Genomic DNA, 23,683 nt, shown 5'->3' with positions numbered 1-23,683 from the left:
CCTGGTCTCGTACCGGACGCTGCCGGAGCCCTCCTCGGACGTCACCTCTGCTCCTCCGGAAGGGGGCGAGAGGCCTGGTCACCGCCCTGGCTGCCTGGCTGATTGCCGCGATACAGGGCGTCGAGCCGGGCGAGCAGTGCCGCGCGCACGGGCTCCGGCGACAGGATCTCCAGCGGTGTGCGCAGGCTCAGGAGGTAGCCGGCGAGCTGGTCGGGATCGGAGCCGCCGATGGTGATGACCGTCGCGTCCGGTCCGTCGGCCTCGTGGGTGGCGACGATGGGGGCCACCAGCCGGCGGGCGTCGTCGTAGGACAGCGGGAGCCGGACGCGGGCGAAGAACGGGTAGCCGGTGCGGGTGATGGTGTCGGAGACCATCTGCGCGGCGTCCGGCGCGTCGGGCAGTGCGACCACCTCCCTGGTGGACTCGACATCGACCACCCGGTCGACGCGGAACGTCCGCCAGGCCTCCCGGTCGACGTCGCGGGCCACGAAGTACCAGTGCACGCCGGTGTGGACGAGGCGGTACGGATCGACGCTCCGGACGGTGGTCGTGCCGTGCATGTCGCGGTACGTGAGGGTGGTGCGCTCGGACGCCCGGCACACGGAGGCCAGCAGCAACAGCACGTCCGCCGACGCCTGGGGCGGCTCGCAGCGCGGGGTGTGTTCGACGGTGGCGTCCAGACCGGCCAGGCGCTTCGCCATCCGGGTGGGCAGGATCTGCCGCAGCTTGAGCAGGGCCGACAGCGCTGCCGGGTCGGCGCCGAGCGCCGCGCCGTGGGCGGCCTCCCGGAGCGCCACGGCCACGGCGAAGACCTCGTCGTCGTCGAGGTTCAGCGGAGGCATACGGTTGCCCGCGCCGAAGCGGTAGCCGCCGCCCGGTCCCGGGATCGACTCGACGCCGTATCCCAGTTCACGCAGCCGGTCGATGTCCCGGCGCACGGTGCGCTCGGTGACGTCCAGTTGCCGTGCCAGTTCCGCGTTGGACCAGGTGGGCCTGCTCGACAGGAGGGACACCAGCCGCAGCAGCCGGGCGGAGGTAGCGATCACGGACCGACCTTAGCGAGGTGCGGCGACACGGACAGCCACGGCCGGGGCGCGGTCACGGTCGCAGTCGCAGTCGCAGTCGCAGTCGCACGGTCACGGTGGGTCGGACAGGGCGATGCGGGCCGTTATCCGCTTCCCGACCGGCTCCTGGTGGATCTGCAGGTCCTGGGCCACGGCCTTGACGATCTCCAGGCCGTGCTGGCCGACCCTGCCCGCGTCGGCGGCATGCGCCTCGGGGACCGTCGGGTCGCTGTCCCACACGATGACGTCCACGGTCTCAAGGGTGACGCGAAGCTCCATCAGGACGGGGCCGGGGGCGTACTTGCAGGCATTGGTGATCAGCTCGCTGACCACCAGCTGGGTCAGGTCCATCACGCGGGCGGACACGGACGCGTGCTGTCCGGCGCGGACCCGTTCGAGGAAGGCGGCGGCGTGATGGCGGGCGTCGGCGATGCATCCGTCGTCTCCGCCTATGGCGTAGCCGGTCTGCATCATCCGTCCGTCCGACTCGGTACAGCCGTCACCGTCGTCGTGGGATCCCACCGGCATCGCCCTCATTCTCCGTTCACAGGCGCTCCGCTACCCGTGGACCCGTCATTCATGCATCGTACAAATGTGCTCTCCGGCACAACTGTGTGGGTGCGGGAAGGGGAGCGTTCGGGCACAATGGCCGGGCACCTGCCCGGGGCACGTCGGGGCACACAACCGCAGTCGAGGAGACGGTGACCAACATTCAGAGTGTGGACCAGCCAGGCCGGCTCTCCGTCGAGCACTCCGCGATCGACGGCATCCGTGTCGTGACCGTGCGCGGCGAGATCGACCACACCGTCAAGAACATGCTCGGCAAGGCTCTGCTGGCGCCCGACGGCACGGCGCACCCGCGCACGGTGGTCGACCTCAGCGGGGTGACCTTCATGGACTCCAGCGGGATCAGCGTCTTCATCGGCGCGTACCAGGCCGTGAGCGGCACCCAGGGCTGGCTGCGTATCGCCGGTGCCCAGGAGTCCGTACTGCGCATCCTGCAGATCGTCGGAATGGACACCTTGATCAGTTGCCACCCCACCATTGAACAGGCTGTGAACGCCTGAGCAAGCGCTCCGGCTCGCGGTCCGCCGCGCGTGAGGGCACGGCGGGCCCCGGATAGCATGCGTGCCATGTCGGACGCATCGCCTCGGCCGGAGCCGTTCACCCCTTACACCGAACCCTCGGCGCTCGAAGACCTCCGTACGCGGTTGCGCGCGACACGCTGGCCGGACGCCCCCGAGGACGCCGGATGGTCGCTCGGGACCGATGTCGGCTACCTCCGTGAACTCGTCGCGTACTGGGCGGACACGTTCGACTGGCCGGCGCAGGAGGCGGCGCTCGCCCGGCTGCCCCGCTTCCGCGCCCGGCTCGGCGGCCTCGGCATCCACTTCGTGCACGCCCGGGCCGTCGCGCCGACCGGCCCCGTACTGCCGCTGGTCCTCAGCCACGGCTGGCCGGACTCGTTCTGGCGCTACTCGAAGGTCGTCCCCCTGCTCACCGATCCCGGCGCGCACGGCGCCGACCCCGCGGACGCGTTCGACGTGGTCGTGCCGGACATGCCGGGGTACGGGTACTCGGACCGACCCACCGGCCCGCCGCTCGACTCCATCGGCGTCGCAGGCCTGTGGGCCGAACTCATGGACGTCCTCGGCTACGCGCGGTTCGGCGCGGCGGGCGGGGACATCGGCAGCCACGTGAGCCGCTATCTGGCACTCGACCACCCCGACCGGGTCGTGGCCGTCCACCGTATGGACGGCGGACTGCCCGTCTTCACCGGTGACCCGGCCGAGCTCACCCCCGAGGAGCGCGCCTGGTTCGCGAACGCCGCGGCCTGGGGCGCGAGCGAGGGTGCCTACGGCGCCCTGCACCGCACGAGGCCCCAGACCGCCGCCGCCGGACTCAACGACTCACCGGCCGGGCTCGCCGCGTGGATCGTCGAGAAGCTGCGGGCGTGGAGCGACTGCGACGGCGATCTCGAACGGAGCTTCACGAAGGACGAGATCCTCACGAACGTCACCCTCTACTGGCTCACGGGGACGATCGGCTCCTCCATGCGCATGTACAACGCGAACAGCGCGCTCCCACCCGAGCAGCTCACCCGCCGGGTCGAGGTGCCGTCCGGTTTCTCGCTCTTCCAGGGCGACATCGTCCGCCCGCCGAGGGCATGGCTGGAACGCACGACGAATGCCGTGTACGTGAACGAGCCCGCGCGCGGCGGGCACTTCGCGCCGTTCGAGGAGCCCGCGCTCTACGCGGAGGAACTGCGGACGTTCTTCCGTCCCTACCGGGCGACAGCGGCGGCAGCAGCGGCAGCAGCGGCAGCGGCGAAGAGCTGAAGACGCCGGTTGCCCTTGATGCCGTAGCTGCCGTAGCTGCGCCGGATGCCCAGTGTCGCAGGCTCGCAGGCGTCGTCAGTCCGCCCGCTGCGCGTCGGGTCGCGGGGCCGCGCGGGCGACGACCGTGTTCCGGGCGGCCGATCGCAGGGCGAACAGCCGGGTGAGCGGGTGGAAGCGGTAGCGGCCCGGGGCGCGTGACTCCAGGAGTTGCACGTCGACCAGTTGCTCAAGGATCACCTCGGTCGCCGACACCGCCGCACCGGTCGTCGCGGCCGCCTCCGTGACGGTCAACTCGCCGTGTCCCGCCGCCAGCAGAGGCAGCGCGCGAGCCGCCGCGCGGCCTGCGGGTCCCCTGGCCAGCAGCTCCCGGTGGCCGGCGTCGAGGGCCGTGTGCATGTCCAGGTCCGCGAAGGACAGCTCCGCGAGGCGGCCCGCGGGATCGGCGAGCCGGTCGGCGAGTTCCCGTACCGGCCACCGTGGACGCGCCGCCAGGCGGGCGCCCGCGATGCGCAGGGCGAGGGGCAGATGGCCGCAGTGGTGGGCGATCGTCTCGGCGGCGCCGCGCTCGGCGGAGAGCCGCCCGGGTCCGGCCCAGAGACCGAGGACCTCGATGGACGCCGGGGGTGTGAGGGGCGAGAGATGGAGGTGTACGGCGCCGTTGAGGGTGGCGAGGACACCGAGGCTGGTGACGAGGACCGCGCAGCCATGTGCCGCGGGCAGGAGCGGACGCACCTGGGCGGCGTCCAGCGCGTTGTCCAGGACGATCAGCATCCGTCGCTCGGTGAGCAGTGTGCGATAGGCCGCCGCCGCGTCCGCCTCGCTGCCGGAGCAGAGCCTGGGCTCGCCCAGCGCGCCGAGGAAGCGCCTGAGGACGGCGGCGGGCGGGACGGGACGCTCGTCGCGGTGCGATCCCCGCAGGTCGGCGTAGAGCTGGCCGTCGGGGAACCGTTCGCCGAGCCGGTGGGCCGCGTGCACCGCCAGTGCCGACTTGCCGACGCCTCCGGGGCCGTCGAGAGCGACCACGACGGGACCGCTCCCCCGCTGCCCCGGGCGCAGCACGTCCAGCGCGTACAACTCCCGCTTTCTGCCAGGGAGTTCGGGGATGTCCGCGGGCAACTGGCGAGGGACGGGGGCGAGAGTGCTGGGGTCGTCCGTGCCGGGCGGGCCCGTGCGGCCGTGGGGAGCCTGAGCCGTGCGGGCGCGGCGGGCCTCCTCCACCCGGTCGCGGGCCGTCGCGAGCTGCCGAAGCTCACGGCCGGTGGCGCCGAGGAGTTGGACCAGGGTGTCGAAACGGTCCGTCGGCGGAAGGGTCTTGCCGGCGAAGTAGTCGCCGATCACCCCGTGCGCCCAGCCGGTGAGCGCGGACAGCTGACGGTAGGTGGGCTGTGCTCCGCCATCCCTGCGCGCGGCGCGTCTGCGCAACTGGCGCAGCAGCGCGGCCAGTTCCTCGGTCGTGTCCACGACGTCGACCGGGCCGATGCCCGCTGTCGCCGCCCTCGGTTCTCCGTCCGCCTGATGTCCCGCCGCCCCCGGTCCGCCTGGCATTCGTTCGCATCCTCCGCACCGGCGCATGCCGGGCGAGCGCTGTGGGCGCCGCCCGGCCGAGGCCGACCGAACCTGTCCGGTGCCGCCCGGTCTCCGGAACCGCTCCCCGGGACGCGCGAGCATCCCGCTACCGCTCGGATCCCGCGATTCGGCGATCGGGCACCGCACCGGCTGTCATTACGGCATTCGTGGAGTACCGCCCACCGGTTTGGTACGACTTCCCATCGGATTCCGGACATCGAGCGGCCCATGGAACGGCGCATCGAGAGGCGCATCGGGTGACCCAGCGCGTGGCGAGCCACGCACGACCAGCATCGGGCGTCCCGCTGGCGGCCCCGGGCGCGACCGGGTGCTGTCGGCCGCCGCCGAGGTCCGCGGGTAGGGTCGGCCGGTATGACCGTCGCTCGCTCCGTCGCCCTGTTCGCCGTCGCCGCTCTCTTCGAGATCGGCGGCGCGTGGTTGGTGTGGCAGGGCGTGCGCGAGCACAAGGGCTGGATCTGGATCGGTGCCGGTGTCATCGCACTCGGTCTCTACGGCGTGGTCGCCACCTTCCAGTCCGACGACAACTTCGGCCGCATCCTCGCCGCGTACGGCGGGGTCTTCGTCGCGGGATCGATCGCCTGGGGCATGATCGCCGACGGCTACCGCCCCGACCGTTACGACGTCGTCGGCGCCCTGGTCTGCCTCACGGGCATGGCGGTCATCATGTACGCGCCTCGCTCGCACTGACTCCGGACGCCCGCTCAGGCAGCGGAGAACACGTCGGGGCTGCCCGTCGTCCAGGTGATGCGCAGGGTACGACAGGAGATGCGCCAGCCGTCCGGCGTACGCACGAGGTCGTCCTCGTACGTGCCACCCGTGTGGTAGTACTCGCCGCCCCGGTGATGATGGGCCACGATCTGCGTGGACGCGTGCGCTCCCGTGTCCGTGAACTCGACTTCCTGAGCGCCCAGCAGGTGCTGTGTCGCGTCGAGTCCGGCGAACAACTGCCGGGCGCCCTCGGCGACGACACCGCCGCCGACCGTCAGGCCGCTGAACGCCTCACCTTCCGGCAGATAGCCGTCGAAGACGTTTCGTACCTCAGCGTCCTCTGTGAAGGCGGCGGCGACGCGGGCGAAGTCGCGACGGTCCAGGCCGAAGACGTAGGCCGTGAGCAGTCCACGGATCTCGTCCCGGTCACGGACTCGGACTTGGCCACCGCCACCGTCACGGACTTGGACTTGGGCCTGGTCGGGAATGGATGTGTCGCTCATGGGATGTGTTCCTAGATCCCGGCGAGGACGGAGGGGTCGCCCTCGGTCCAGGCGTTGTCGACGGTGAGGTGCTGGACGACCCATACCTCGCCCTGCCTGGCCAGCTCCACGTCGTACCGGTTGGTCATCAGGACGTGGCGCGAGTGGTCCGTCCGGGGCAGGTGCTGGCACGCCATGATGCCTTCGAGGTGGGCCGTGTCGCCGTCGAGGCTCACCCGCGGGTTGCTCAGCGAGTGCGTGGTGTCCAGGTGGCCGAGCGAGCCCAGCAGGGCCGTGGCGATGGTCTCCCCGCCCTTGATCGGCGGGTACTCCTGGCCCGCCTTCTTCGTGGCCGGACCGAAGTCGGCCACCGCGTCGTCCGCGAAGGCGGAGGCGAGCAGGTCCTTGTCGCGCAGGTCGAGGCCTGCGGCGTAGCGGTAGAGGGTCTCCACCACGGCGAACTTGTCCTCGGTCGCCGTGGGAGAGGCGGGGCTGTCGGTCGTCGACATGGTGCGTCCTTCGTCGGTGGGTTGTTGTTCCTTCACCGTAGACCACTATTTGACAGCTGTCGAATAGTGGTAGCGTCGAGAGCGAACCAGCCGAAGGAGTGTCATGAACGAAGTGGAATCCAGTGCTCCGAAGGCACCCGTCCACCGTCCGCGGTCACGGGCGGGTCCCATGGGCCGCCGTCGAAGGCCGAGGGGGTGGGGGCTGTCGATGACCTGCGCAGTAGTGTGCGTGCATGGTGAGTGACCAGTCCCCGGCCGTCGAAGCGGATCCGCGCTTCACCCGCTCGCGACGGGCGATCGCGGACGCCCTGGCCGACCTCATGCAGCGCAAGCAGACAACTCCGTCGGTCTCCGCCCTGGCGGAAGCCGCCGGCATTCACCGCGCCACCTTCTACAACCACTTCGACTCGGTCGAAGAGGCTGCGGTGTACGTGATCGCGGACGATTTCCGCGCCCTCCACGACCTGAACATCAGCGACCGGCGGAGGGGCGGGGAGCCTGCCGAGGTGGCCGTGGCGACACTCAACGCCATGCTCGACACCCTCAAGCAGCGCAGAAGCCTCTTCCTGCTGGCTTCGACGTGGCGGTCGTCCAGCGGGCTGATGGGTATCGGCGACCTCCTCCTGGAACAGCTCCACGCTCTCCGGCGCGACCTCGGCGTCGACGAGCGGGAGTCCGGGCCGCAGAACTCGGTCGAGGACGTCTACACGGCCTCCGGAGTGCACGGAGTCTTCTCGGCCGCCGTCGGAGGCAACACCGACTGCGCCCCGGAGGAGATCGCGGTCCGCCTGTACGCACTGCTGCCCGACTGGATCCACCACCCACCGCAGCCGGCGACGACGGCCTGATCCGCTTTCCCGGCCCGCGCCGGGACGGCGAGCACGCTCAGCGACATCACCCTGCCCTCTGCCGCACTGCGGCTTCTGAACCATGACGCCCGGCATGACCGGCGTGCGGGCCGCGACGGCCCCGCACCGTCGGCGATCAGCCCTGCCCGCGGCCGAGCCGCGGCACGGGGCCGCGCGTCGGAAGGAGACCCACCATGAGCATCGCCCTCGTACGCAATCCGGGCGACGGCCAGGACTTCCGCTACTACGACAACGTCATCGAGCAGGTGGCGACGAACGCCGAGACCAGCGGCGCGGCCAGCGTCATGCGGCTCACCGTGGGCCGCGCGGACGCGCCCCCGCTGCACACCCACAGCCGCGAGGACGAGAGCTGGGTGGTCCTGTCGGGCCGCGTCCGGTTCTGGGTCGGCTCGACCTCGCTGGCCGAGTGCGAGGTGCGGGACGCCGAGCCCGGTGCCTACGTCTACGTGTCCCGGCTGGTCCCGCACACCTTCCAGACGATCACGCCGACCGCGGAAGTCCTCGTCATCAACAACCCCGGAGCCATCGAAGGCCTCTTCCACACGGTCGGCCCCGCCGACGCACGGGAGGACGCCGAGCACACCGACCTCGCGGCGGACTACGGAATCGTCAACCACGACAACCCGCCCCCCGCCTAGTCAGAAAGCGAACGGACCACCATGAGCTCGAACCTCAGGGACAAGGTCGTCAGCTATCTCCTCGCCCTGGAGAAGCCCGACTGGGACACGGCGCGTGCCCTGTGCGCCGACACCGCCACCGTCTGGCACAACGACGGCAAGGGCGACGAGACCCTCGACGAGTACTTCGACGGGTTGAAGACACAGATCGGATCCTATGAATCGGTCCGCTACGACATCCTCCGCCAGCTCTCCCAGCCGGGCGGGGTCCTCCAGCAGCACGTCGTGCACGTGACCGGGAAGGACGGCAGGCGCGGCGAGGTGCACGCCGCGGTCCACTTCGGCTTCGACGACGCCGAACTGATCAACCGCATCGAGGCGTACGCGAACTACATCCCCGTCGGCCAGGACGGCTGAGGCGGCCACCGCGCGACCCGCCGTCCCGGCCCGGACGCGGCCTCAGAGGGTGATGCAGAAGGGGTGCCCCGCGGGGTCCAGCAGGATGCGGCGCCGGTCGGGGAGCGGCTGCACCCCGGCCGTGACGGCTCCCAGAGCGACGAGCCGGGCCTCGGCCGCGTCCAGGTCGTCCACACCCAGGTCGAGGTGGGCCTGTTTCGGTACGGAGGAGTCCGGCCAGGTGGGGCGGCGGTAGTCGTCCACGCGGTAGAAGCCCAGTCCTGGTGTGCCCTCGCGGCCCACCAGGACGAAGCCGTCGGTGGTCAGGGCGACGGGCAGGCCGAGTGCCTCGCTGTAGAAGCGCGCCAGCTCGACGGGGTCCGCGCAGTCGAAGGTGACGGCCAGACAGCGGACCGCTGGAACGGAATCGGTGGGAAAAGCCATCGGAGAACTCCTTTCGGTGGGTCGGGGGCCCTACCCGCGCATGCCGCGCAGGGTCCGCTCCAGGCCGTCGCCGATGCGGTCCATCGTGGCCGCGTACGCTTCCGGCATGTCGACGTCGAGCCGGTCGGCGAGCACGAAGACCCACCACAGGCACTCGGCCAGCTTGTGCCGCAGTTCGGCGTCCACGTCACCGTCGATGCCCCAGGTGCGCTCGGCGGCGAGGACCAGGCGTCCGACGTAGGCGGCGTCGTTGGTGAAGCCGATCGCGAGTTCCGGCAGGGTCCATGTCCTGCCCAGTACGTGCTGCTCGACCTGTTCGTACTGCGCCCGGACCTGGAGTGCCCTGTCGTCGGCCTCGACCAGCCCGGCCTTGTCGTCGTGCGCCTGTGTCTCGTTCATCCCGGTGTCCTTCGCGTGGTGGTGTGGTGATGCGGTCTGTCGGCGGACGGGCAGGCCGATTCCCGATACATCCATGTCCGATACGGCCGCATCCGATATGGCCGTATCCGATACGGAGACTCCATCACGCCAGGTGGTGCAGCGCAGTGGTGAGCTGCCAGTCCACGCTGTCGTGGTCGATCGTGGCGTGGACGGGCGAGTCCGCCATCTCGCCGGTGATTCCGGCGGCACCGGCCCGCGCGTGCGGCAGGCTGTCGTAGGCGACGATCCGTCCGTCGTCGGTCCCGACGATGCGCCGCCACAGGAAGCCGGGCTGTCGCCTGAGATAGGCGTCGATGTCGGCGTTCGCCTTCACGAAGTCGTCGGCGGTGTGGCCGGCGGCCGGGCGCAGGGTGGTGATCTCAAGTGTTTCGGACTTGGCGGTCATGGTGTGTTCCGTTCTCGTTGCGGGGTGGGGCCGGTGGCCCGTGGGAGGCAGGGAGTGGTCAGCGGACGAAGGCCTTGGCGGCCAGGCCGTTGATCGTGGTGTCGCCCTGCTGGAAGCCGACCATGGACTCGATCATGTTGTGCGGGTAGTCGAGGACCGGCGCCGTGAGGGCGTCCAACTCGCCGATCTGCGCCTCGGTGAGCGTGACGTCGAGCGAGGCGAGGTTGGCGGCCAGCTGCTCCTGCGTACGGGCGCCGACGAGCGTCGATGTCACCTCGGACCTCTGGCGGACCCAGGCGAGCGCCACCGCGGCCACGGTCGTACCGAGGTCGTCGGCGATTACCTGCAGGGCGTCGAGGAGGACGAAGGTGGATTCGGTGAGGTAGGCGGCGGCGTACGCCGTACGCCCGGAACCGGCCACCTCGGTGGCGGTGCGCGAGTACTTCCCGGACAGGACTCCGCTGGCCAGCGGGCTCCACGGCGTGATGCCGAGCCCGAAACGGCGGGCGGCGCCGAAGGTCTCGCCCTCGACGCTCCGGGCGAGCAGCGAGTACTCGACCTGCAGCGCGGCGACGGGCTCCCACTCACGCAGCCGGGCGGTCGTGGCGGCCTCCGCGACCCACCAGGCGGGCACGTTGGACAGACCGATGGCGTTGATCTTTCCGGCGCGCACCAGGTCGGTGAGGGTGGACAGGGTCTCCTCGACGGGGGTGTGCCGGTCCCACTGGTGCATCCAGTACAGGTCGATGTAGTCGGTGTTCAGGCGGCGCAGGGAGGCGTCGAGCTGGGCGCGGATCGCCTTGCGGCCGGCGCCGCCCGAGTTGGGGTCGTCGGCGTGCATGGTGCCGCCGAACTTCGTCGCCAGGACGACACGGTCGCGGCGGCCGGGGCGCTGGGCGAAGTAGCGGCCCAGGGTCTCCTCGGAGGCGCCGCCGTTGTACATGTTGGCGGTGTCCACGAAGTTGCCGCCCGCGTCGAGATAGTGGTCCAGCAGCCCGAACGAGGTCTTCGGGCCGGAGCCCCAGCTGCCGTCGTCGAAGTTCATGGCGCCGAAGGCCAGCGGGCTGACCCGCAGACCGGAGCGGCCGAGGGTGCGGTACGAGGTGAGAGACATGGTGTTCCTTCTTGGTTCTCGACATTGGTTATGCCGTCGGGCGGCACGGTTGCCGCTCGGCGTCGTGGTCACTGCTCGCCCATGGCCGCCAGATAGACGAGGGCTTCGGCGCTGCGGCTCCCCGGGGCGGGAGTGCCGATCAGCAGGTGCTGTCCCGGGGCGGCCGGTACACCGAGGACGCGGTACGTGAGCGCGACACGTCCGGCCGCGGGGTGGACGACGGTCCCGTACGCGTGCTCCAGGGAGGCTGCCGACCCGTCCTGCCAGGCCGTTGCGAAGCCGGCCGTCCCGGTGGACAGTTCGGCGACGAGGTCCGCGATCTCGACGTCCTCCGGCAGTCGGGCGGCGTTGAGGCGCAGTGTGTGCAGGGAGGCGGTCACGGCGAGCGGCCACTGGGCGTAGTAGCTTCTGGCCTGCGGATGGGTGAACAGGGCGCGGATCAGGTTCAGTTGGCCGTCGGCACCGGCCGGGCCGCCCACTCTGCCGAGCGGTGACAGCAGTGCCCTCGCCTCCGCGTTGGCCGCCAGGACGTCGAACGACGGGCTCAGTGCGTAGGCCGCCGACGGATGCGACAGCTCCATCAGGCGGAGCAGTTCGGGGTGTACGTGCCGACGGGGGTCGTCGGGGCGCAGGCCGGGATCGAGTCCGGCGAGACGGAACAGGTGGTTTCGTGTGTCCTGGTCCAGCCGGAGGGCCTTGGCCAGTGCTTCGACGATCCGGGGTGAGGGGTGTCTCTCCCTGCCCTGTTCGAGCCTGCAGTAGTAGTCGACGCTGACCTGCGACAGGACGGAGACTTCCTCCCGCCGCAGTCCTTCGACCCGTCGGTGACGGCCGCCGGGGCCCAGACCGACGTCCGCGGGAGTCAGCCGGGACCGGCAGGCCCGTAGGAACTCCCCCAGGGCGTTGTCCGGTGACTTCTCCGGCCCGTTTCAGGCGTCCTGCGGGGCCTTCAGGTGGTAGCGGGTGTCGCCGGTGAAGTCGATGGTGACCTCCCGTCGTGCGAAGGACCAGGTGCCGTCGCGCCGCTCGAAGCGGTCGTGGTACCGGCCTCCCGCGACCATCTGCAGCGGCAGGAGACCGGGTACCGCCTGGAGGATGTTGTAGTACGAGCGTGCCTCGGCGCTGTCGTCGTCCTCGTCGACCTCGATCAGGATGTTCGTCGTGATGTGCCGGGTGCGCAGGGTCCCGTCGTCGTGCACGACGAGCATCGAGCCGATCAGCTCCTCGATGGCCTTGCCGCCGCGAAGGCTCACCTCGCCGGATACGAAGTCGGCGTTCTCGAAGAGTGCGCCGAATGTCGCGAAGTCGCCCTCGTCGACGAGGTGGGAGTAGCGGGCGATGAGGTTCTCGATCTGTCGGGCGCTCGACATCGGGGCGGTGGGGGACGACATGGCGGTGGCCTTTCACCAGGGGTTCCGTCCGCCTCCGTCGGGCGAACACCGTCAGTCTGGTCGAGCGGCGCCCCATCAAGAAGGACGTGTCTGCCTAGGAGTCCCACACCCAGGCTGCGGCTGCCTACAGGTCCTTGATGTGTGTGTCGCCGACGGCCAGGGCCAGCTCGGGCCCGTAGGCGGAGGAAGGTGACTGGAAGCCGGGTGTGAAGGAGCCGGCGAGCACGCGGCGGGCGATCTCCACGGACGAGAGCTGGGTGAAGCGGTACCCCGTCGGTGTGTCGATCAGGGAGCGGACCACGGTGCCGTCCCGGCCCGTCACTTCGGCGACGACCTTGCTGCGTCCCACCTCCCGCTCCCGCGCGGTCGGCCCGTCGGGCAGCGCCGAGAGGTCGAGGTCGACGGGAAGGGGCTGTCCGACCTGCACGTACACCTCGATCGAGGGGATGCCGAGCGCGTAGTGGCTGGTGATCAGGTCACCCATGGACACGGACACGGACTCCTCGGGGCCGTCGTCGCCGAAGTCGAAGGAGGCCACCTTGGGCTCCGGCAGCGCGACGATGTCGCCGTCGGTGCGGACCAGTGTGCCGAGGTCGCCGATGCCTTCGGTGGCGCTGACGATGGACCCACGGGAGAAGAGGTTCAGGCCCTGTGCCTCCTCGGGGGTGGCGCTGAGGAGCTTGAGGGCGAGGCGCAGGGTGGTGGGCTCGGTGACGCGCGCGGCGGCGTGGGCGGCCACGGAGTCACTGGGGACGACGTCCCAGCCGACGCCGGACATGACCATCACGCCGGCGGCCGTGGCCTCGGCGTGCCGGGAGCGCGCGGTGGCGAAGACGTCGTATTCGGCGGTGGTGTCGAGGTAGTGGACGCCTTGGGCGATGGAGGCGTCCATCAGCGGGCGTGCGGTGCGGTGGAAGGGGCCGGCGACGTTCAGGACGACGGTGATGTCATCGAGCGCGGCACGTACGAGTGCGGGGTCGTCGAGCGTGAAGGCGCGGCTCTCGACGCCGAGTTGGTCGCCGAGCGCCTTGACGCGCTCCGGGTCGCGGCCGGCCACGACGACGTCGAGGCCGGACTCCTTGGCGTGCTCGGCGACGAGCTTCCCGGTGTAGCCGGTGGCTCCGTAGACGAGCAGGCGCGGGGTGGCTGACATGGTGTGCTCCCAAATGAACCGGGCAGAGGGTGGGGACTGCGGAAGAGGCCCGTCCGGAGCGGTGATCCGCCCGGTGCCGTGTGCCTCGCGTCCAGGCTAGGAGCAGATCCGGACACCTACGGTCCTGGTTTCTCAGGGGTCGCCGCCCCGGTCCACCCGGTCGTCACCGCCGCTCGTCGGACACCGCTCCGCGCTCGGCCGGTGCCAGCAGCGACTCGATCGCCGCGGCGCTCGCGCTGCCCGGTTCGGGTACGCCGACCAGGAGCTGCTGCCCGGGAGCGTCGTGCACGTCGAAGGTCTGGTACGTCAGCTCGATGCGACCGGCGCCGGGCAGGACGAACACCTTGTATGCGCGGGCCAGGTTCTCGACCTCGTTCTCCTGCCACAGGCGCCGGAAGTCCGGTGCAGCCTGAGACAGCTCGGACACCAGGCCGCCGATGTCGGGGTCGTCGGGGAAGCGGCCCGCGTGCAGCCGCAGGGCGTGCACGGTGGCGCGTGCCACGACGGCCCAGTCGACGAAGACCTCTCGCGCACGCGGGTGCTGGAACAGGACGCGGACCATGTTCGGCGTGCCCTCGAAGGGGGCGAGGAGCGCGGTGGCGACGGCGTTCTTCGCGAGTACGTCGAAGGCGGGGCTCAGGACATAGGCGGCGGCCCCGGGAAAGGCGTCCAGGAGGTGCAGCAGCGAGGGGTGGACCAGGTCGCGGCCCGCGGCGGAGGTGAGCGCGGGGTGCAGGCCGGCCAGCCGGAAGAGATGGGTCCGCGCGTCCGGTGTCAGTCGCATGGCCCGGCCCACCGCGTCGACCACCTGCGGTGAGGGGTTGCGCTCACGCCCCTGTTCCAGGCGTGCGTAGTAGTCGGCGCTCACACCGGCCAGTACGGCCACCTCTTCGCGTCGCAGACCCGCGACCCTGCGGCTGCCGCCACCGGCGGGCAGGCCGACGTCGGTCGGTTCGGTGCGGGCGCGGTTCGCTCGCAGGAAGGCGCCGAGTTCGTTCTGTGGCTGCTGCATCTACCGACCTACTGGTGGGGGGAACGGCTGTCGTGTCTCCTCCAGTCTCGTCGAGGTCGGCACTGCCGGTCGAACCGGAGGTTCTCGTGGCGGCCAGCGGCGACGCCCTCCGGCGGCGAGGGAAGCCCGCCGGTCCGCGCCGCCGGCCGTCAGGCACCGGGCACGTGGTGCTCGGGCTGCGGCACGGGCGTCCGTGCCTGTCGTGCGGCAACGACCATGACCGCGACGGCGATCAGCGCGATTCCCGCGCCGACGTGGAGGGGTGCGGTGTAGCCGAGGCCCGCGGTGATGGCCAGTCCGCCGAGCCAGGCGCCGAGCGCGTTGCCGAGGTTGGACGCGGACACATTGGCGCTCGCCGCCAGCGCCGCCCCGTGGGCGTGGTCGGTGACGCGTGTGATCATGCCGGGCACGGCGGCGAACCCGAACACCCCCATCAGGAACACCAGGACCACCGATGCGACGGCGCTGTGGGCCAGCAGACCGAACACGGCCAGGGTGACGGCGAGTCCGAGCAGGGCGAGGACCAGTGCGCGGTCGCGGTCACGGTCGGCCGCTCGCCCGCCGACGATGTTGCCGACGACCAGACCGACCCCGTACACCATCAGCAGCCAGGCGACGTCCGTCGCGGAGAAGCCGCCGACCTCGGTGAACGTGTAGGCGATGTAGGTGAACGCGCCGAACATTCCGCCGTAGCCGAGCGCGGTGGCCGTCAGTGTCAGCCACACCTGCCAGGACCGGAACGCGCGGAGCTGAGCCCGCAGCCCGCCCGTCGCCGCCGCAGCCGACCGCGTCTCCTTCGCGTCCGGCGGTACCAGGACGACGATGCCCGCGAGTGCGAGTACGCCGATCGCGGTGACCGCCCAGAAGGCCGCGCGCCAGCCCCAGCGTTCGCCGACCAGGGCGCCGAAGGGCACGCCCAGCACGTTCGCGACCGTCAGTCCGGCGAACATGACCGCCACCGCGCGGGACTTCCTCTCCGGCGCGACCAGACCGCGGGCGACCAGCGAGCCGATGCCGAAGAACGAGCCGTGGCACAGCGCCGCGACGATCCGTCCGAGCAGCATCACCTCGTAGTTCGGCGCGAGGGCGCAGAGCAGGTTGCCGACGACGAACAGCGCCACCAGACCGGCCAGCACCTCCTTGCGGGGCAGTCGTGCCGTCGCCGCGGTCAGCGCCATCGCACCGACGGCGACACTCAGCGCGTAGCCGGAGATCAGCCGGCCCGCCGCCGCCTCGGACACCGCGAAACCCGACGCCACCTGCGGCAGCAGACCCGCGATCAGGAACTCGGTCAGGCCGATGCCGAACCCGCCGAGCGCCAGCGCGACGAGCCCGGCCGGCAGCCTCGTACCCGCCGGCCGCCTCGTGCCCGCCGGCGTCTTCGTACCCGTCTGTGTGCCGGAACGACTCATGGCCCCACCCTCGCCGTCGGCGGCGGGGTGGGGCCATGGACAAAGATTCTCGGTGACAGGACGGAAGTGCTGCCGGGGTGTCAGGAACCGGTCGGGGCCCCGGCCCTGTCCGGATCGGCCGGGTCCCCCGAGCCCTCCTTGGCGAGTGCCGTGTTGCGGCGTACGGAGGACCAGAAGGACCAGGCGATCAGGACGACACCGACCAGACCGGTGATCACCTCGTTGATCTCGTACTGGATGGTGAGGAGGAGGATGACGGACAGGGCGCCGATCGCGTAGTGGGCGCCGTGCTCCAGGTAGACGTAGTCGTCGAGGGTGCCCTGGCGGACCAGGTACACGGTCAGCGAACGGACGTACATCGCGCCGGTGCCGAGGCCCAGTGCCATCAGGACGATGTCGTTGGTGATGGCGAACGCGCCGATCACACCGTCGAAGGAGAAGGACGCGTCGAGGACTTCGAGGTAGAGGAACATGAAGAACGCGGCCTTGCCGGCCAGGGCGACCGCTGAGCGGGGTTTGCCGCTGCGTTCGGCCTCGCCCTGCGCCTCCTGCTCGCGTTCCTCGTCCTCTTCGATCCGGTTCTCGAAGTGACCCGAGAGACCACCCACGATCATGTATGTGACCAGGCCCGCGATACCGGAGAGCAGGACCGTTTCCGCCTTGTCGGCGTGCGCGCCCCCGTGCTGGTGGGCGTGGGCCGCGAAGGTCAGGGAGGTGATCAGCAGCACGATCAGGGCGATGCAGACCGACAGCATGTCGACCTTGCCGAGCTTGGCGAGCGGACGCTCCAGCCAGCCGAGCCATTTGATGTCCCGGTCCTCGAAGATGAAGTCGAGGAAGATCATCAGCAGGAAGATGCCACCGAAGGCGGCGATCGACGGGTGGGCGTCGGTGACCAGTTGCTGGTAGCGGTCCTTGTCCGTGAGGGCGAGGTCGACGGCCTCGATCGGGCCCATGGAGGCGCTGACCGCCACGATGACGACGGGGAAGACCAGCCGCATACCGAACACGGCGATGAGAACACCGACGGTGAGGAAGATCTTCTGCCAGAAGGCACTCATCTTCTTCAGGATTCCGGCGTTGACGACCGCGTTGTCGAACGACAGGGAGATTTCGAGGACGGCGAGGATCGCCACGATGCCGAAGCCGGTCCACCCTCCGTAGAAGACCGCTGCGACCAGGGCGAGCGCGGTGACCGCGAACGACCAGCCGAAGGTTTTCAAAAGCACTGGTTACCCCATCGTGTGGTGGGGGCCGTGGGCCCCGTTGCGCTGTTGTGTGGTGGGCGGTGTCCGCGTGGTGCGTGGGAGGTGACGGGCACGTCGATGGTACCCACGGAGGCCTTGCTGATCCTGCGGTGATTCGCGGAGGCTCTTGCGGTGATTCTCTGGTGCTCCCGCGGGGATGCGCGCGGCCCGCCCGGTGTCGTCGGCGAACGGGGCGAGGGTTGTGGAGCACCTCGGCGGCAAAAAGAGGGGCGCACGCCGCGGATCGGCGTGCGCCCCTCTCGGTACGCATCGGAAGGCCCGTCCTCCAGGTCACCTTCCCGGCATCGGCGTCCGCACCGGCACCGGCACCGGCACGGACGCGGTCGTCACCCGGCCTGGGTGCGCTCCCGGATCTCCTCCGGCGTCAGATACGCGTTCGTGTACTCGAAGTCCCGCAGCGTCGCGGGCGTACGCGACTGGAACCCCGTACGGACGAAATCGTCACCGGCCAGGGAGTTCAGCACCCAGTTCGTCGCCACCCGGGCCTTCGCCACGTTGGTGCGCAGCGCCCCCCAGTGGTAGCCGCGGGCGGCGACCAGGGCGGGCAGGCCGCGCAGTTCGATGCCGAGCGGCTTGGACACGGCGTCGAACCCGCCGAGGTCGACGACGAGTCCCAGGTCCTTGTGGACGTACGGCGTCAGCGGCTGACCGCGCAGTGAGGCGATGACGTTGTCGGCGACGTGCTTGCCCTGGCGCATCGCGTGCTGGGCGGTCGGCGGGCAGACGGCGCCCGCCACGTCCTTGGCCTCGTCCGGTACGGCGGCGGCGTCACCGAGTGCGAAGACGCCGTCGTGGCCGCGCAGGGACATCTCCGAGCTGACCGCGAGGCGGCCCTTGACCGTCTCGGCGCCCAGGGTCGCGATGAGCGGGCTGGCCGCGACTCCCGCGGTCCAGATGAGCGTGTGGGTCGGGATGACCCGGCCGTCGGTGAAGGTGACCTCTTCGGGTCCGGCCTTCTCGATGGACACGCCCAGCGAGACCTCGATGCCGCGCCTGCGCAGGATCTGCAGGGCGCTGTTGCCGAGTTTGTCGCCCAGTTCGGGCATCAGCTTCGGGGCGATGTCGATCAGATGCCACTTGATCAGCTTCGGGTCGAGCCTCGGGTAGCGCTTGACCGCGTTGTGCGTCAGACGCTGCAGGCACGCGGCGGTCTCGGTACCGGCGTAGCCGCCGCCGACCACCACGAACTGGAGCCGGGCCGCACGCTCGTCCTCGTCGTGGCTGGCATCGGCGATGTCGAGCTGCGAGATCACATGGTCACGGACGTACGCGGCCTCGGCGAGCGTCTTCATACCGCGGGCGTTGTCCACAAGGCCCGGGATGTCGAAGGTACGGGTGACGCTGCCCGGTGCCAGCACGATCTGGTCGTAGCGTTCGTTGACGATCTCGCCCGTGATCTTGCGGACGACGCAGACCTTGGCCTTCACGTCCACGCCGATGGCACCGCCGGGAATGATGCGGGTGCGGTACCTGCGGCTGCGGCGCAGCGACACGGCGATCGACTGTGGGGTCAGCACCCCCGAGGCAACCTGCGGCAGCAGTGGCAGGTAGAGCTGGTAGGAGAACGGTGTCACCAGCGCCAGGTCGGCCTCGTCGGGTCCCAGTTTGCGCTCCAGGCGGCGGACGCACTCCACTCCCGCGAAGCCCGCTCCCACCACCAAGATCTTCGGTCGTACCACGATGTTCATCCCTTTCACCGGCCGCGTACTGTCGGGCTTCCCCCCACTCCCCTGTGCCCCCGAGTCCCCTCATCGCACATGGTGATCCCTCAACAAGACGAGCCGACGTACCTCCTGCGACCGGCGAGTCGGCTCCGGCACCCGGGGAAAGCGGACGGGAAAGGGATGTCCGTCAGTGGCCGTGCCCCTTGCGCAGCTGCTTCAGGACGGCACCCGCCATGGCCGTCTCGCCCTTGGCGTTGGGGTGTGCCGGGGCCGCGGGCGAGGCCGGTTGAAGGGGTTCGATCCAGCGGACCGCCGGGGCCTTGCACATGTCGTGGCCGATCGTGGGCCCGTACGTGTCGACGTATTCCGCGTGGTTCACCTTCGCCACGACGCGCATCATGAGGTTGAGGCGCTTACCGGTGTCGCGCAGATAGGGGAAGTCCTTCGCCGCGAACGGTACCGAGGGGTAGCAGCCGCTGCCGTCCTCCGGCAGGAGGTCCGGGTAGCCGACGACGACCACGCGCGCGTGCGGCGCCCTGGCGTGCACGGCCCGCAGGACGGCGGCGAGCTTGGGAGCGGTGTCGAGGATCTTCAGCGTCAGCTGGTCGGCGCCGGACGCCGTCGTGTAGTGACGCTGACACGGGTTTCCGGCGAGGTCCTGCGCGCTCACCTGCGCGCAGGTGCCGATGATGGAGCCGAACCCGAAGTCGTTGCCGCCGATCTGGACGGTCACCAGGTCGGTGCTCCGCTTCAGGCCGTTGAGCTGCGGAGGGTTGGTGCCCTGGGCCTTCCACATGTGCTCGGTCGTGGCGCCGGAGCAGCTCACGTCCTTGAACGTGGACACTTTTCGCTCCGCGGCGACGAGTGAGGGGTAGTTCTGGTCGGAGCGCGCGCAGTTCGCGTCCACCTGCTTCGGTATCAGCGGGCCCGAGGTGTAGGAGTCGCCGAGGGCGGCGTAGTCCGTGCGCTTGTCGTGCCCGCCGTGGCCTTTGCCGGGGCCTCCGCCGTGTGCCGCCACGGGTGCGCCGGAGGCGATGACGAGGGCGCAGCCGGTGACGGCCGCGGCCACGGCTGTCGCGCGGCGGCGCTTCGACGCGGGCCTGTCGTGCTGGGTGCGACGGTTCATGGAGGTTCCCCCTGCGTCCTGGACGGCGAGTGACTGCCCTTGTATACCGGCCAGTTCAGTCCCGGGACCAGGGGTGGGAGGGCCTGGCGTTTTCGTCTGCGGCGCCGTAGTGGCCGGTGGCGCAGTTCCCCGCGCCCCTCAAAACGACCACACCATCGTGGCCGGCCACGTCCTCAAACGATCGCGCCGTCGTGGCTGATCGCGCAGTTCCCCGCGCCCCCAAAAAACGACAGCGCCGTCGTGGCCGACCACACCCCTCAGAACGCCGCGCCGTCGTGGCCGGTCGCGCAGTTCCCCGCGCCCCTAAAGACGACGGCGCCGTCGTGGCCTGCCACGCAGGCTCCCCGCCCCCCCCGGAGACGAAAAGCCGGGGCGTAGCCCCGTTTTTCAGGGGCGCGGGGAACTGCGTGGCCGGCCACGACGGCGCCGCACCCTACGACCGGACCGGACTGGGCCGGACTGGGCCGGGCCGGAGCAGAGCGCGTCGCTCAGACGCCGAACTCCATGGGCGACAGCCCAAGCGCCTGGCACGCCTCACGAATCGCCTGCTGCTCGGACGCCTCGAAGTGACCGTCCGCGCCCGCGACCACCATGCCGGTCTGGACGACCGCACGGGCCTCCGTCGGCTTCTTGGCCGCCTTGGCGATGTCGCGCAGCGCCTCCGCCTTGCCCTGTTCGAAGTTGGCCGTGAGCCGGTCCACGTGCTGGTTGAAGCGCTGACGCAGCTGGTCCGCGGGGAAGTTCTGCAGCACCTCGTTCGAGGCGATCAGCTCCTCCACGCGCTGCCGCTCCGCCGGGTCGACGCGCCCGTCGGCCGCGGCCACCAGGGCGCACATCGCCATGCTGGCGTCCCGGTAGGAGCCACTCTTCAACTCGGCCTTCGCCGAAGCGAGCTGGGACTTGAACAGCCCGAGCAGCTGAGCCTTCGAGCCGCCGCCGGAGGAGCCCGAGGAACCGGCGGAGGACGAGCCGGGCGCATGGCCACCGTGCTGTCCCTGACCCGTCCCTCCCCCGCCGCTCCGGGACTGCTGGAGGTTCTTCGCCTGCTCCTTGAGCCGGTCGAACATCGCCACTACTGCCACCTCGGCTTCTGCTGTTACCTGTACACGGTTGATTCCTGTACGCGGTCCGTCAGATGAACGGCTGCCGTGTCAGGAGAGGTTCCCGATTGGCAAAGGTAACGTAAAAAGATCATGTGCAGGGCCGAGTCGAACGAACCCGGTCTACCCCACGGGCGCCAGCACGGTCGTACGGCCTCCGAGCGCCACGGAGAACTGGTCCGTGACCTGCGCCAGGGCCTCCGCAGCCCCCGGCGCGACGGTCAGACTGCCGTCGTCCCCGGCGGTGATGTCCTTGTCGAGCGTGAACCAGCCCTGGACGATGTGCGCGGCCCCCATGGAACTCAGGACCGGCCGCAGCGCGTAGTCGATGGCCAGGACATGGGCCGTGCTGCCGCCGGTGGCGAGGGGCAGCACCGTCTTGCCGGCCAGCGCGTACTGCGGCAGCAGATCGAGCAGCGACTTCAGCAGCCCCGAGTAGGCGGCCTTGTAGACGGGCGTGCCGATCACCACACCGTCCACCCGCTCGAACAGCGCCGTGGCCTCGACGACGGCCGGGTGCCGGAAGTCGGCACCGAGCAGCGCCTCGGCGGGCAGACTGCGTACCTCCAGGGAGATGACGTCGTGCCCCTGGTCCCGTAGCCGGTCGTCCAGGTGGCGCAGGAGTCGCGTGGTGCGGGAGGTGGCCGAAGGGCTTCCGGAGACGGACAGAATCGCGGCCATGAGGGGACCTTTCAGGATTCGGGGTTCGGACGTGGCACGTGAGGGGTGGGGCGGGGCCCGGTCACCAGTCGCTGGTCTCCACGGAGATCAGGGGCACCAGTTCGTTGCGCAGGGTCTCCAGGAAGGTGACGGTCTCGGCGGCCACGGAGCGGTGCTGGAGGTCGTTCAGCACGTCGTGGTGGCCGCCGCGGACGGTCGACAGGCGGGCGCGGGGCAGGGACTTGGCGGTGCGGACGAGCGCGTCGTGGTCCGCGAGCGGGTCGGCGTCGCCGACGAGGATGAGCGCGGGCACATCGGCCTCGCTGCCGTGGGCCGCCGCGAGCAGGGCCTCCGGCACCGGCTCGCCGAGTGCGCCACGGCGTACCTGGGTGTCGTCCGTGAGCCGGCCCCGGTGGGCGGGGCAGGACGTGCGTACGTCGAGTTCGTCGTCCCAGGTTCCGGCGGCGTCGACGGCGCCGGTGGCGTGGCCGGGAAGTCCGGCGAGTACGACGGCGTCCGGTCGCAGGCCGGTCGGGGTGCCGCCCGCGCCGACGAGCGCGGCGACGGCGAGGGCCCCGGTGTCCGCGCCCACGAACACGACCGGTCGGACGATCCCTTCCCCGGTCCCGTTCTCGGTCTCGTTCTCGGTACCGTTCTCCTCCACGGTCCCGTGACCGGCGGCGGTCAACCGTGCGCCGAAGTCAGCCAGTTGGCCGTCCAGGTCGGCGGCGTCGATGTCCGGGGCGTCGACGACGCGGACGCGGTAGGCGTCGGCGGCGAGTCGCCTGCCCAGCCGGGTGTAGGCCTCGCGGGTCTCTCCCCTGCCGGGTACCACGATGACGGTGCCGCGCGTGCGCAGGCCCTCGGGGGCGTGGTGGTCGGTGTATTCGGTCATGTCAGACTCCTGCGAGTGCGGGCTCGGTCGCGGGCTGCCAGCCCAGGGCGGGTGCCACCTCGGTCGCGATGAGTTCGAGGGCGCGGATGGCGGTGTCGTGGTCGAGGACGGCGGGGTTGAACTGGGTGATCAGGTCGGTCGCGAGGGGCAGCACCTTCTCCTGCCGCAGCTCCGCGACGATCTCCTCGGTGGAGCCGTAGAAGCAGTGGAAGCGGCGCAGCGCCTCCTCCGGCGCGAGGCCCTTGGGGAAGGCGCCGCTGTCGGCCATGCGCAGCGCCGCCCGGTGCACGTCGTCACCGATGTGCCCAAGGGCCGTGCGCCGGTCCTTCGCCGGGAACACGAACCGGGACAGCCCGATACGCGGGCGACGCGGCCGGTCCCATGCGTCGAGGAATTCGTCGGCCCAGGGCCGCTGTATCTCGTCGGTGGGTGCGTCGAACCCGTAGGCCGCCCGGTTGAGCAGCAGGTTCGACCCTCCGGCGGCGGCGTGCTGGGCGCCGGGTCCGCTGAAGACGCCCTGCCAGATCCGGTCGGAGAAGTCCCCGGGCGCGGGCTGGACGCGGAATCCGGGCGTACGCACCTCCTCACCGGCCAGGGCCGTGCGCAGCACGGTCAGATGCTCGGTGGTCAACTCGCGCTTGCGGGCGGGGTCCCGGCCGAAAGCGGCGTACTCCAGCTCGCTGTATCCGCTGCCGACGCCGACCTCGACGCGCCCGCCGCTGAGCGTGTCGACGACGGCGACGTCCTCGGCGAGGCGCAGCGGGTCCTCCAGCGGCAGCACCGTGATGGCCGTGCCGAGGCGGATGCGGGTGGTGCGGGCCGCGGCGTGGGCGAGGAACGTCCATGGTGAGGAGAGGCCGCCACCGCTGCCGGGGACGTGGTGCTGGGCCACCCAGCCGACGTCGAAGCCGAGTTCGTCGGCGGCGACGAAGAGTTCGGTCGCATTGCGGTAGGTCTGGGCCAGGTCGGTGCCCCGCCCCTGGACATGGGTGAGGAAGCCGAGTCTGAAGCGCGGTGTTCCGGTGGTCATGAGGTGCTCGCCTTTCG

28 protein-coding genes and 1 pseudogene are annotated in these 23,683 nt (G+C 70.6%); 7 read left to right on the top strand and 22 right to left on the bottom strand.

Annotated elements, in window-relative coordinates; genetic code table 11:
- Nucleotides 1–41 precede the first annotated feature (41 nt).
- Together ACZ60E_RS01965 and ACZ60E_RS01960 are read right to left on the bottom strand one after the other, a co-directional pair.
- Nucleotides 42–1,046, bottom strand: a complete 1,005-nt coding sequence (locus ACZ60E_RS01965) for a helix-turn-helix transcriptional regulator (protein ID WP_469437064.1) — start codon at nucleotides 1,044–1,046, stop codon at nucleotides 42–44.
- Between the two features lie 90 nt (nucleotides 1,047–1,136).
- A complete protein-coding gene (locus ACZ60E_RS01960) occupies nucleotides 1,137–1,592 on the bottom strand; it encodes an ATP-binding protein (RefSeq protein ID WP_453790234.1) in 456 nt (151 codons plus the stop codon).
- A 173-nt stretch (nucleotides 1,593–1,765) separates the two neighbouring features.
- On the opposite strand from ACZ60E_RS01960, the gene ACZ60E_RS01955 reads away from it, so the two are divergent.
- Both ACZ60E_RS01955 and ACZ60E_RS01950 read left to right on the top strand, forming a co-directional pair.
- On the top strand, nucleotides 1,766–2,131 hold the full coding sequence (locus tag ACZ60E_RS01955) for an STAS domain-containing protein (protein WP_469437062.1): 366 nt from the start codon (nucleotides 1,766–1,768) through the stop codon (nucleotides 2,129–2,131).
- A gap of 66 nt (nucleotides 2,132–2,197) precedes the next feature.
- The gene (locus ACZ60E_RS01950; protein WP_469437059.1) at nucleotides 2,198–3,403 is read left to right on the top strand and encodes an epoxide hydrolase family protein; all 1,206 of its coding nucleotides are present in this window, start codon (nucleotides 2,198–2,200) and stop codon (nucleotides 3,401–3,403) included.
- Between the two features lie 75 nt (nucleotides 3,404–3,478).
- Here ACZ60E_RS01950 and ACZ60E_RS01945 read toward each other — a convergent pair whose 3' ends face one another.
- On the bottom strand, nucleotides 3,479–4,948 hold the full coding sequence (locus tag ACZ60E_RS01945) for a hypothetical protein (protein WP_469437057.1): 1,470 nt from the start codon (nucleotides 4,946–4,948) through the stop codon (nucleotides 3,479–3,481).
- Nucleotides 4,949–5,341: 393 nt separating this feature from the next.
- Between ACZ60E_RS01945 and ACZ60E_RS01940 the strand changes: the two genes are divergently transcribed.
- Nucleotides 5,342–5,677, top strand: coding sequence for a YnfA family protein (locus ACZ60E_RS01940; RefSeq protein WP_469437055.1), 336 nt, complete (start codon nucleotides 5,342–5,344; stop codon nucleotides 5,675–5,677).
- A gap of 14 nt (nucleotides 5,678–5,691) precedes the next feature.
- Here the strand turns inward: ACZ60E_RS01940 and ACZ60E_RS01935 are convergent, their stop codons facing one another.
- Both ACZ60E_RS01935 and ACZ60E_RS01930 read right to left on the bottom strand, forming a co-directional pair.
- The gene (locus ACZ60E_RS01935; protein ID WP_469437053.1) at nucleotides 5,692–6,201 is read right to left on the bottom strand and encodes a nuclear transport factor 2 family protein; all 510 of its coding nucleotides are present in this window, start codon (nucleotides 6,199–6,201) and stop codon (nucleotides 5,692–5,694) included.
- A gap of 11 nt (nucleotides 6,202–6,212) precedes the next feature.
- Nucleotides 6,213–6,689, bottom strand: coding sequence for a nuclear transport factor 2 family protein (locus tag ACZ60E_RS01930; protein WP_469437051.1), 477 nt, complete (start codon nucleotides 6,687–6,689; stop codon nucleotides 6,213–6,215).
- 233 nt (nucleotides 6,690–6,922) lie between these two features.
- On the opposite strand from ACZ60E_RS01930, the gene ACZ60E_RS01925 reads away from it, so the two are divergent.
- The 3 genes from ACZ60E_RS01925 to ACZ60E_RS01915 all read left to right on the top strand — a co-directional run bounded on the left by ACZ60E_RS01925 (nucleotide 6,923) and on the right by ACZ60E_RS01915 (nucleotide 8,592).
- Entirely contained in the window at nucleotides 6,923–7,537 is a 615-nt protein-coding gene (locus ACZ60E_RS01925; protein ID WP_469437049.1) for a TetR/AcrR family transcriptional regulator, read from the top strand.
- Between the two features lie 194 nt (nucleotides 7,538–7,731).
- Nucleotides 7,732–8,196, top strand: a complete 465-nt coding sequence (locus tag ACZ60E_RS01920; protein WP_384796624.1) for a cupin domain-containing protein — start codon at nucleotides 7,732–7,734, stop codon at nucleotides 8,194–8,196.
- A 21-nt stretch (nucleotides 8,197–8,217) separates the two neighbouring features.
- Entirely contained in the window at nucleotides 8,218–8,592 is a 375-nt protein-coding gene (locus ACZ60E_RS01915; RefSeq protein ID WP_469437046.1) for a nuclear transport factor 2 family protein, read from the top strand.
- A gap of 42 nt (nucleotides 8,593–8,634) precedes the next feature.
- On the opposite strand, the gene ACZ60E_RS01910 is transcribed toward ACZ60E_RS01915, so the two are convergent.
- The 5 genes from ACZ60E_RS01910 to ACZ60E_RS01890 all read right to left on the bottom strand — a co-directional run bounded on the left by ACZ60E_RS01910 (nucleotide 8,635) and on the right by ACZ60E_RS01890 (nucleotide 11,536).
- The gene (locus ACZ60E_RS01910) at nucleotides 8,635–9,015 is read right to left on the bottom strand and encodes a VOC family protein (RefSeq protein WP_469437044.1); all 381 of its coding nucleotides are present in this window, start codon (nucleotides 9,013–9,015) and stop codon (nucleotides 8,635–8,637) included.
- Between the two features lie 30 nt (nucleotides 9,016–9,045).
- Complete coding sequence (locus ACZ60E_RS01905) at nucleotides 9,046–9,414, bottom strand: nucleoside triphosphate pyrophosphohydrolase family protein (RefSeq protein WP_469437042.1); 369 nt, start codon at nucleotides 9,412–9,414, stop codon at nucleotides 9,046–9,048.
- A 124-nt stretch (nucleotides 9,415–9,538) separates the two neighbouring features.
- Nucleotides 9,539–9,841, bottom strand: a complete 303-nt coding sequence (locus ACZ60E_RS01900) for a hypothetical protein (RefSeq protein ID WP_469437040.1) — start codon at nucleotides 9,839–9,841, stop codon at nucleotides 9,539–9,541.
- Between the two features lie 58 nt (nucleotides 9,842–9,899).
- Nucleotides 9,900–10,955 carry an aldo/keto reductase gene (locus tag ACZ60E_RS01895; RefSeq protein ID WP_469437038.1) on the bottom strand — a complete coding sequence of 352 codons (1,056 nt, stop codon included), beginning with the start codon at nucleotides 10,953–10,955 and terminating at the stop codon, nucleotides 9,900–9,902.
- A 68-nt stretch (nucleotides 10,956–11,023) separates the two neighbouring features.
- On the bottom strand, nucleotides 11,024–11,536 hold the full coding sequence (locus tag ACZ60E_RS01890; protein ID WP_469437036.1) for an MmyB family transcriptional regulator: 513 nt from the start codon (nucleotides 11,534–11,536) through the stop codon (nucleotides 11,024–11,026).
- On the opposite strand from ACZ60E_RS01890, the gene ACZ60E_RS01885 reads away from it, so the two are divergent.
- Nucleotides 11,522–11,680, top strand: a complete 159-nt coding sequence (locus ACZ60E_RS01885; RefSeq protein WP_469437034.1) for a hypothetical protein — start codon at nucleotides 11,522–11,524, stop codon at nucleotides 11,678–11,680. The genes ACZ60E_RS01890 and ACZ60E_RS01885 overlap by 15 nt on opposite strands.
- Here ACZ60E_RS01885 and ACZ60E_RS01880 read toward each other — a convergent pair.
- From ACZ60E_RS01880 to ACZ60E_RS01825, 12 genes and pseudogenes are all read right to left on the bottom strand, one after another.
- Nucleotides 11,675–11,800: pseudogene (locus tag ACZ60E_RS01880) on the bottom strand (helix-turn-helix domain-containing protein); the annotation flags it as partial. The gene ACZ60E_RS01885 and the pseudogene ACZ60E_RS01880 overlap by 6 nt on opposite strands.
- Nucleotides 11,801–11,884: 84 nt before the next feature.
- Nucleotides 11,885–12,346, bottom strand: a complete 462-nt coding sequence (locus ACZ60E_RS01875; RefSeq protein WP_469437032.1) for a nuclear transport factor 2 family protein — start codon at nucleotides 12,344–12,346, stop codon at nucleotides 11,885–11,887.
- A gap of 124 nt (nucleotides 12,347–12,470) precedes the next feature.
- A complete protein-coding gene (locus ACZ60E_RS01870) occupies nucleotides 12,471–13,499 on the bottom strand; it encodes a saccharopine dehydrogenase family protein (RefSeq protein ID WP_385836502.1) in 1,029 nt (342 codons plus the stop codon).
- A gap of 163 nt (nucleotides 13,500–13,662) precedes the next feature.
- On the bottom strand, nucleotides 13,663–14,511 hold the full coding sequence (locus ACZ60E_RS01865; protein WP_469437030.1) for a helix-turn-helix transcriptional regulator: 849 nt from the start codon (nucleotides 14,509–14,511) through the stop codon (nucleotides 13,663–13,665).
- A 149-nt stretch (nucleotides 14,512–14,660) separates the two neighbouring features.
- On the bottom strand, nucleotides 14,661–15,854 hold the full coding sequence (locus ACZ60E_RS01860) for an MFS transporter (protein ID WP_469438301.1): 1,194 nt from the start codon (nucleotides 15,852–15,854) through the stop codon (nucleotides 14,661–14,663).
- 149 nt (nucleotides 15,855–16,003) lie between these two features.
- Nucleotides 16,004–17,152 (bottom strand): DUF475 domain-containing protein, encoded by a 1,149-nt coding sequence (locus tag ACZ60E_RS01855; RefSeq protein WP_469437029.1) that lies wholly within the window; start codon nucleotides 17,150–17,152, stop codon nucleotides 16,004–16,006.
- A gap of 365 nt (nucleotides 17,153–17,517) precedes the next feature.
- Nucleotides 17,518–18,879, bottom strand: a complete 1,362-nt coding sequence (locus ACZ60E_RS01850; protein WP_469437027.1) for an NAD(P)/FAD-dependent oxidoreductase — start codon at nucleotides 18,877–18,879, stop codon at nucleotides 17,518–17,520.
- Between the two features lie 163 nt (nucleotides 18,880–19,042).
- The gene (locus tag ACZ60E_RS01845; protein ID WP_469437025.1) at nucleotides 19,043–19,981 is read right to left on the bottom strand and encodes an SGNH/GDSL hydrolase family protein; all 939 of its coding nucleotides are present in this window, start codon (nucleotides 19,979–19,981) and stop codon (nucleotides 19,043–19,045) included.
- A 488-nt stretch (nucleotides 19,982–20,469) separates the two neighbouring features.
- Nucleotides 20,470–21,054: a tellurite resistance TerB family protein gene (locus ACZ60E_RS01840; protein WP_469438299.1), complete on the bottom strand. Its 585-nt coding sequence runs from the start codon at nucleotides 21,052–21,054 to the stop codon at nucleotides 20,470–20,472.
- 150 nt (nucleotides 21,055–21,204) lie between these two features.
- Complete coding sequence (gene ssuE / locus ACZ60E_RS01835) at nucleotides 21,205–21,762, bottom strand: NADPH-dependent FMN reductase (RefSeq protein WP_453790248.1); 558 nt, start codon at nucleotides 21,760–21,762, stop codon at nucleotides 21,205–21,207.
- 61 nt (nucleotides 21,763–21,823) lie between these two features.
- Nucleotides 21,824–22,636, bottom strand: coding sequence for an alpha/beta fold hydrolase (locus ACZ60E_RS01830; protein ID WP_469437022.1), 813 nt, complete (start codon nucleotides 22,634–22,636; stop codon nucleotides 21,824–21,826).
- 1 nt (nucleotide 22,637) lies between these two features.
- Complete coding sequence (locus ACZ60E_RS01825) at nucleotides 22,638–23,666, bottom strand: LLM class flavin-dependent oxidoreductase (RefSeq protein WP_469437020.1); 1,029 nt, start codon at nucleotides 23,664–23,666, stop codon at nucleotides 22,638–22,640.
- Nucleotides 23,667–23,683 lie beyond the last annotated feature (17 nt).

The organism is Streptomyces sp. NPDC102514 (genome assembly GCF_055584525.1).
Note: the sequence above shows the minus strand (reverse complement) of the source record. Positions and strands in the feature narration are given on the sequence as shown.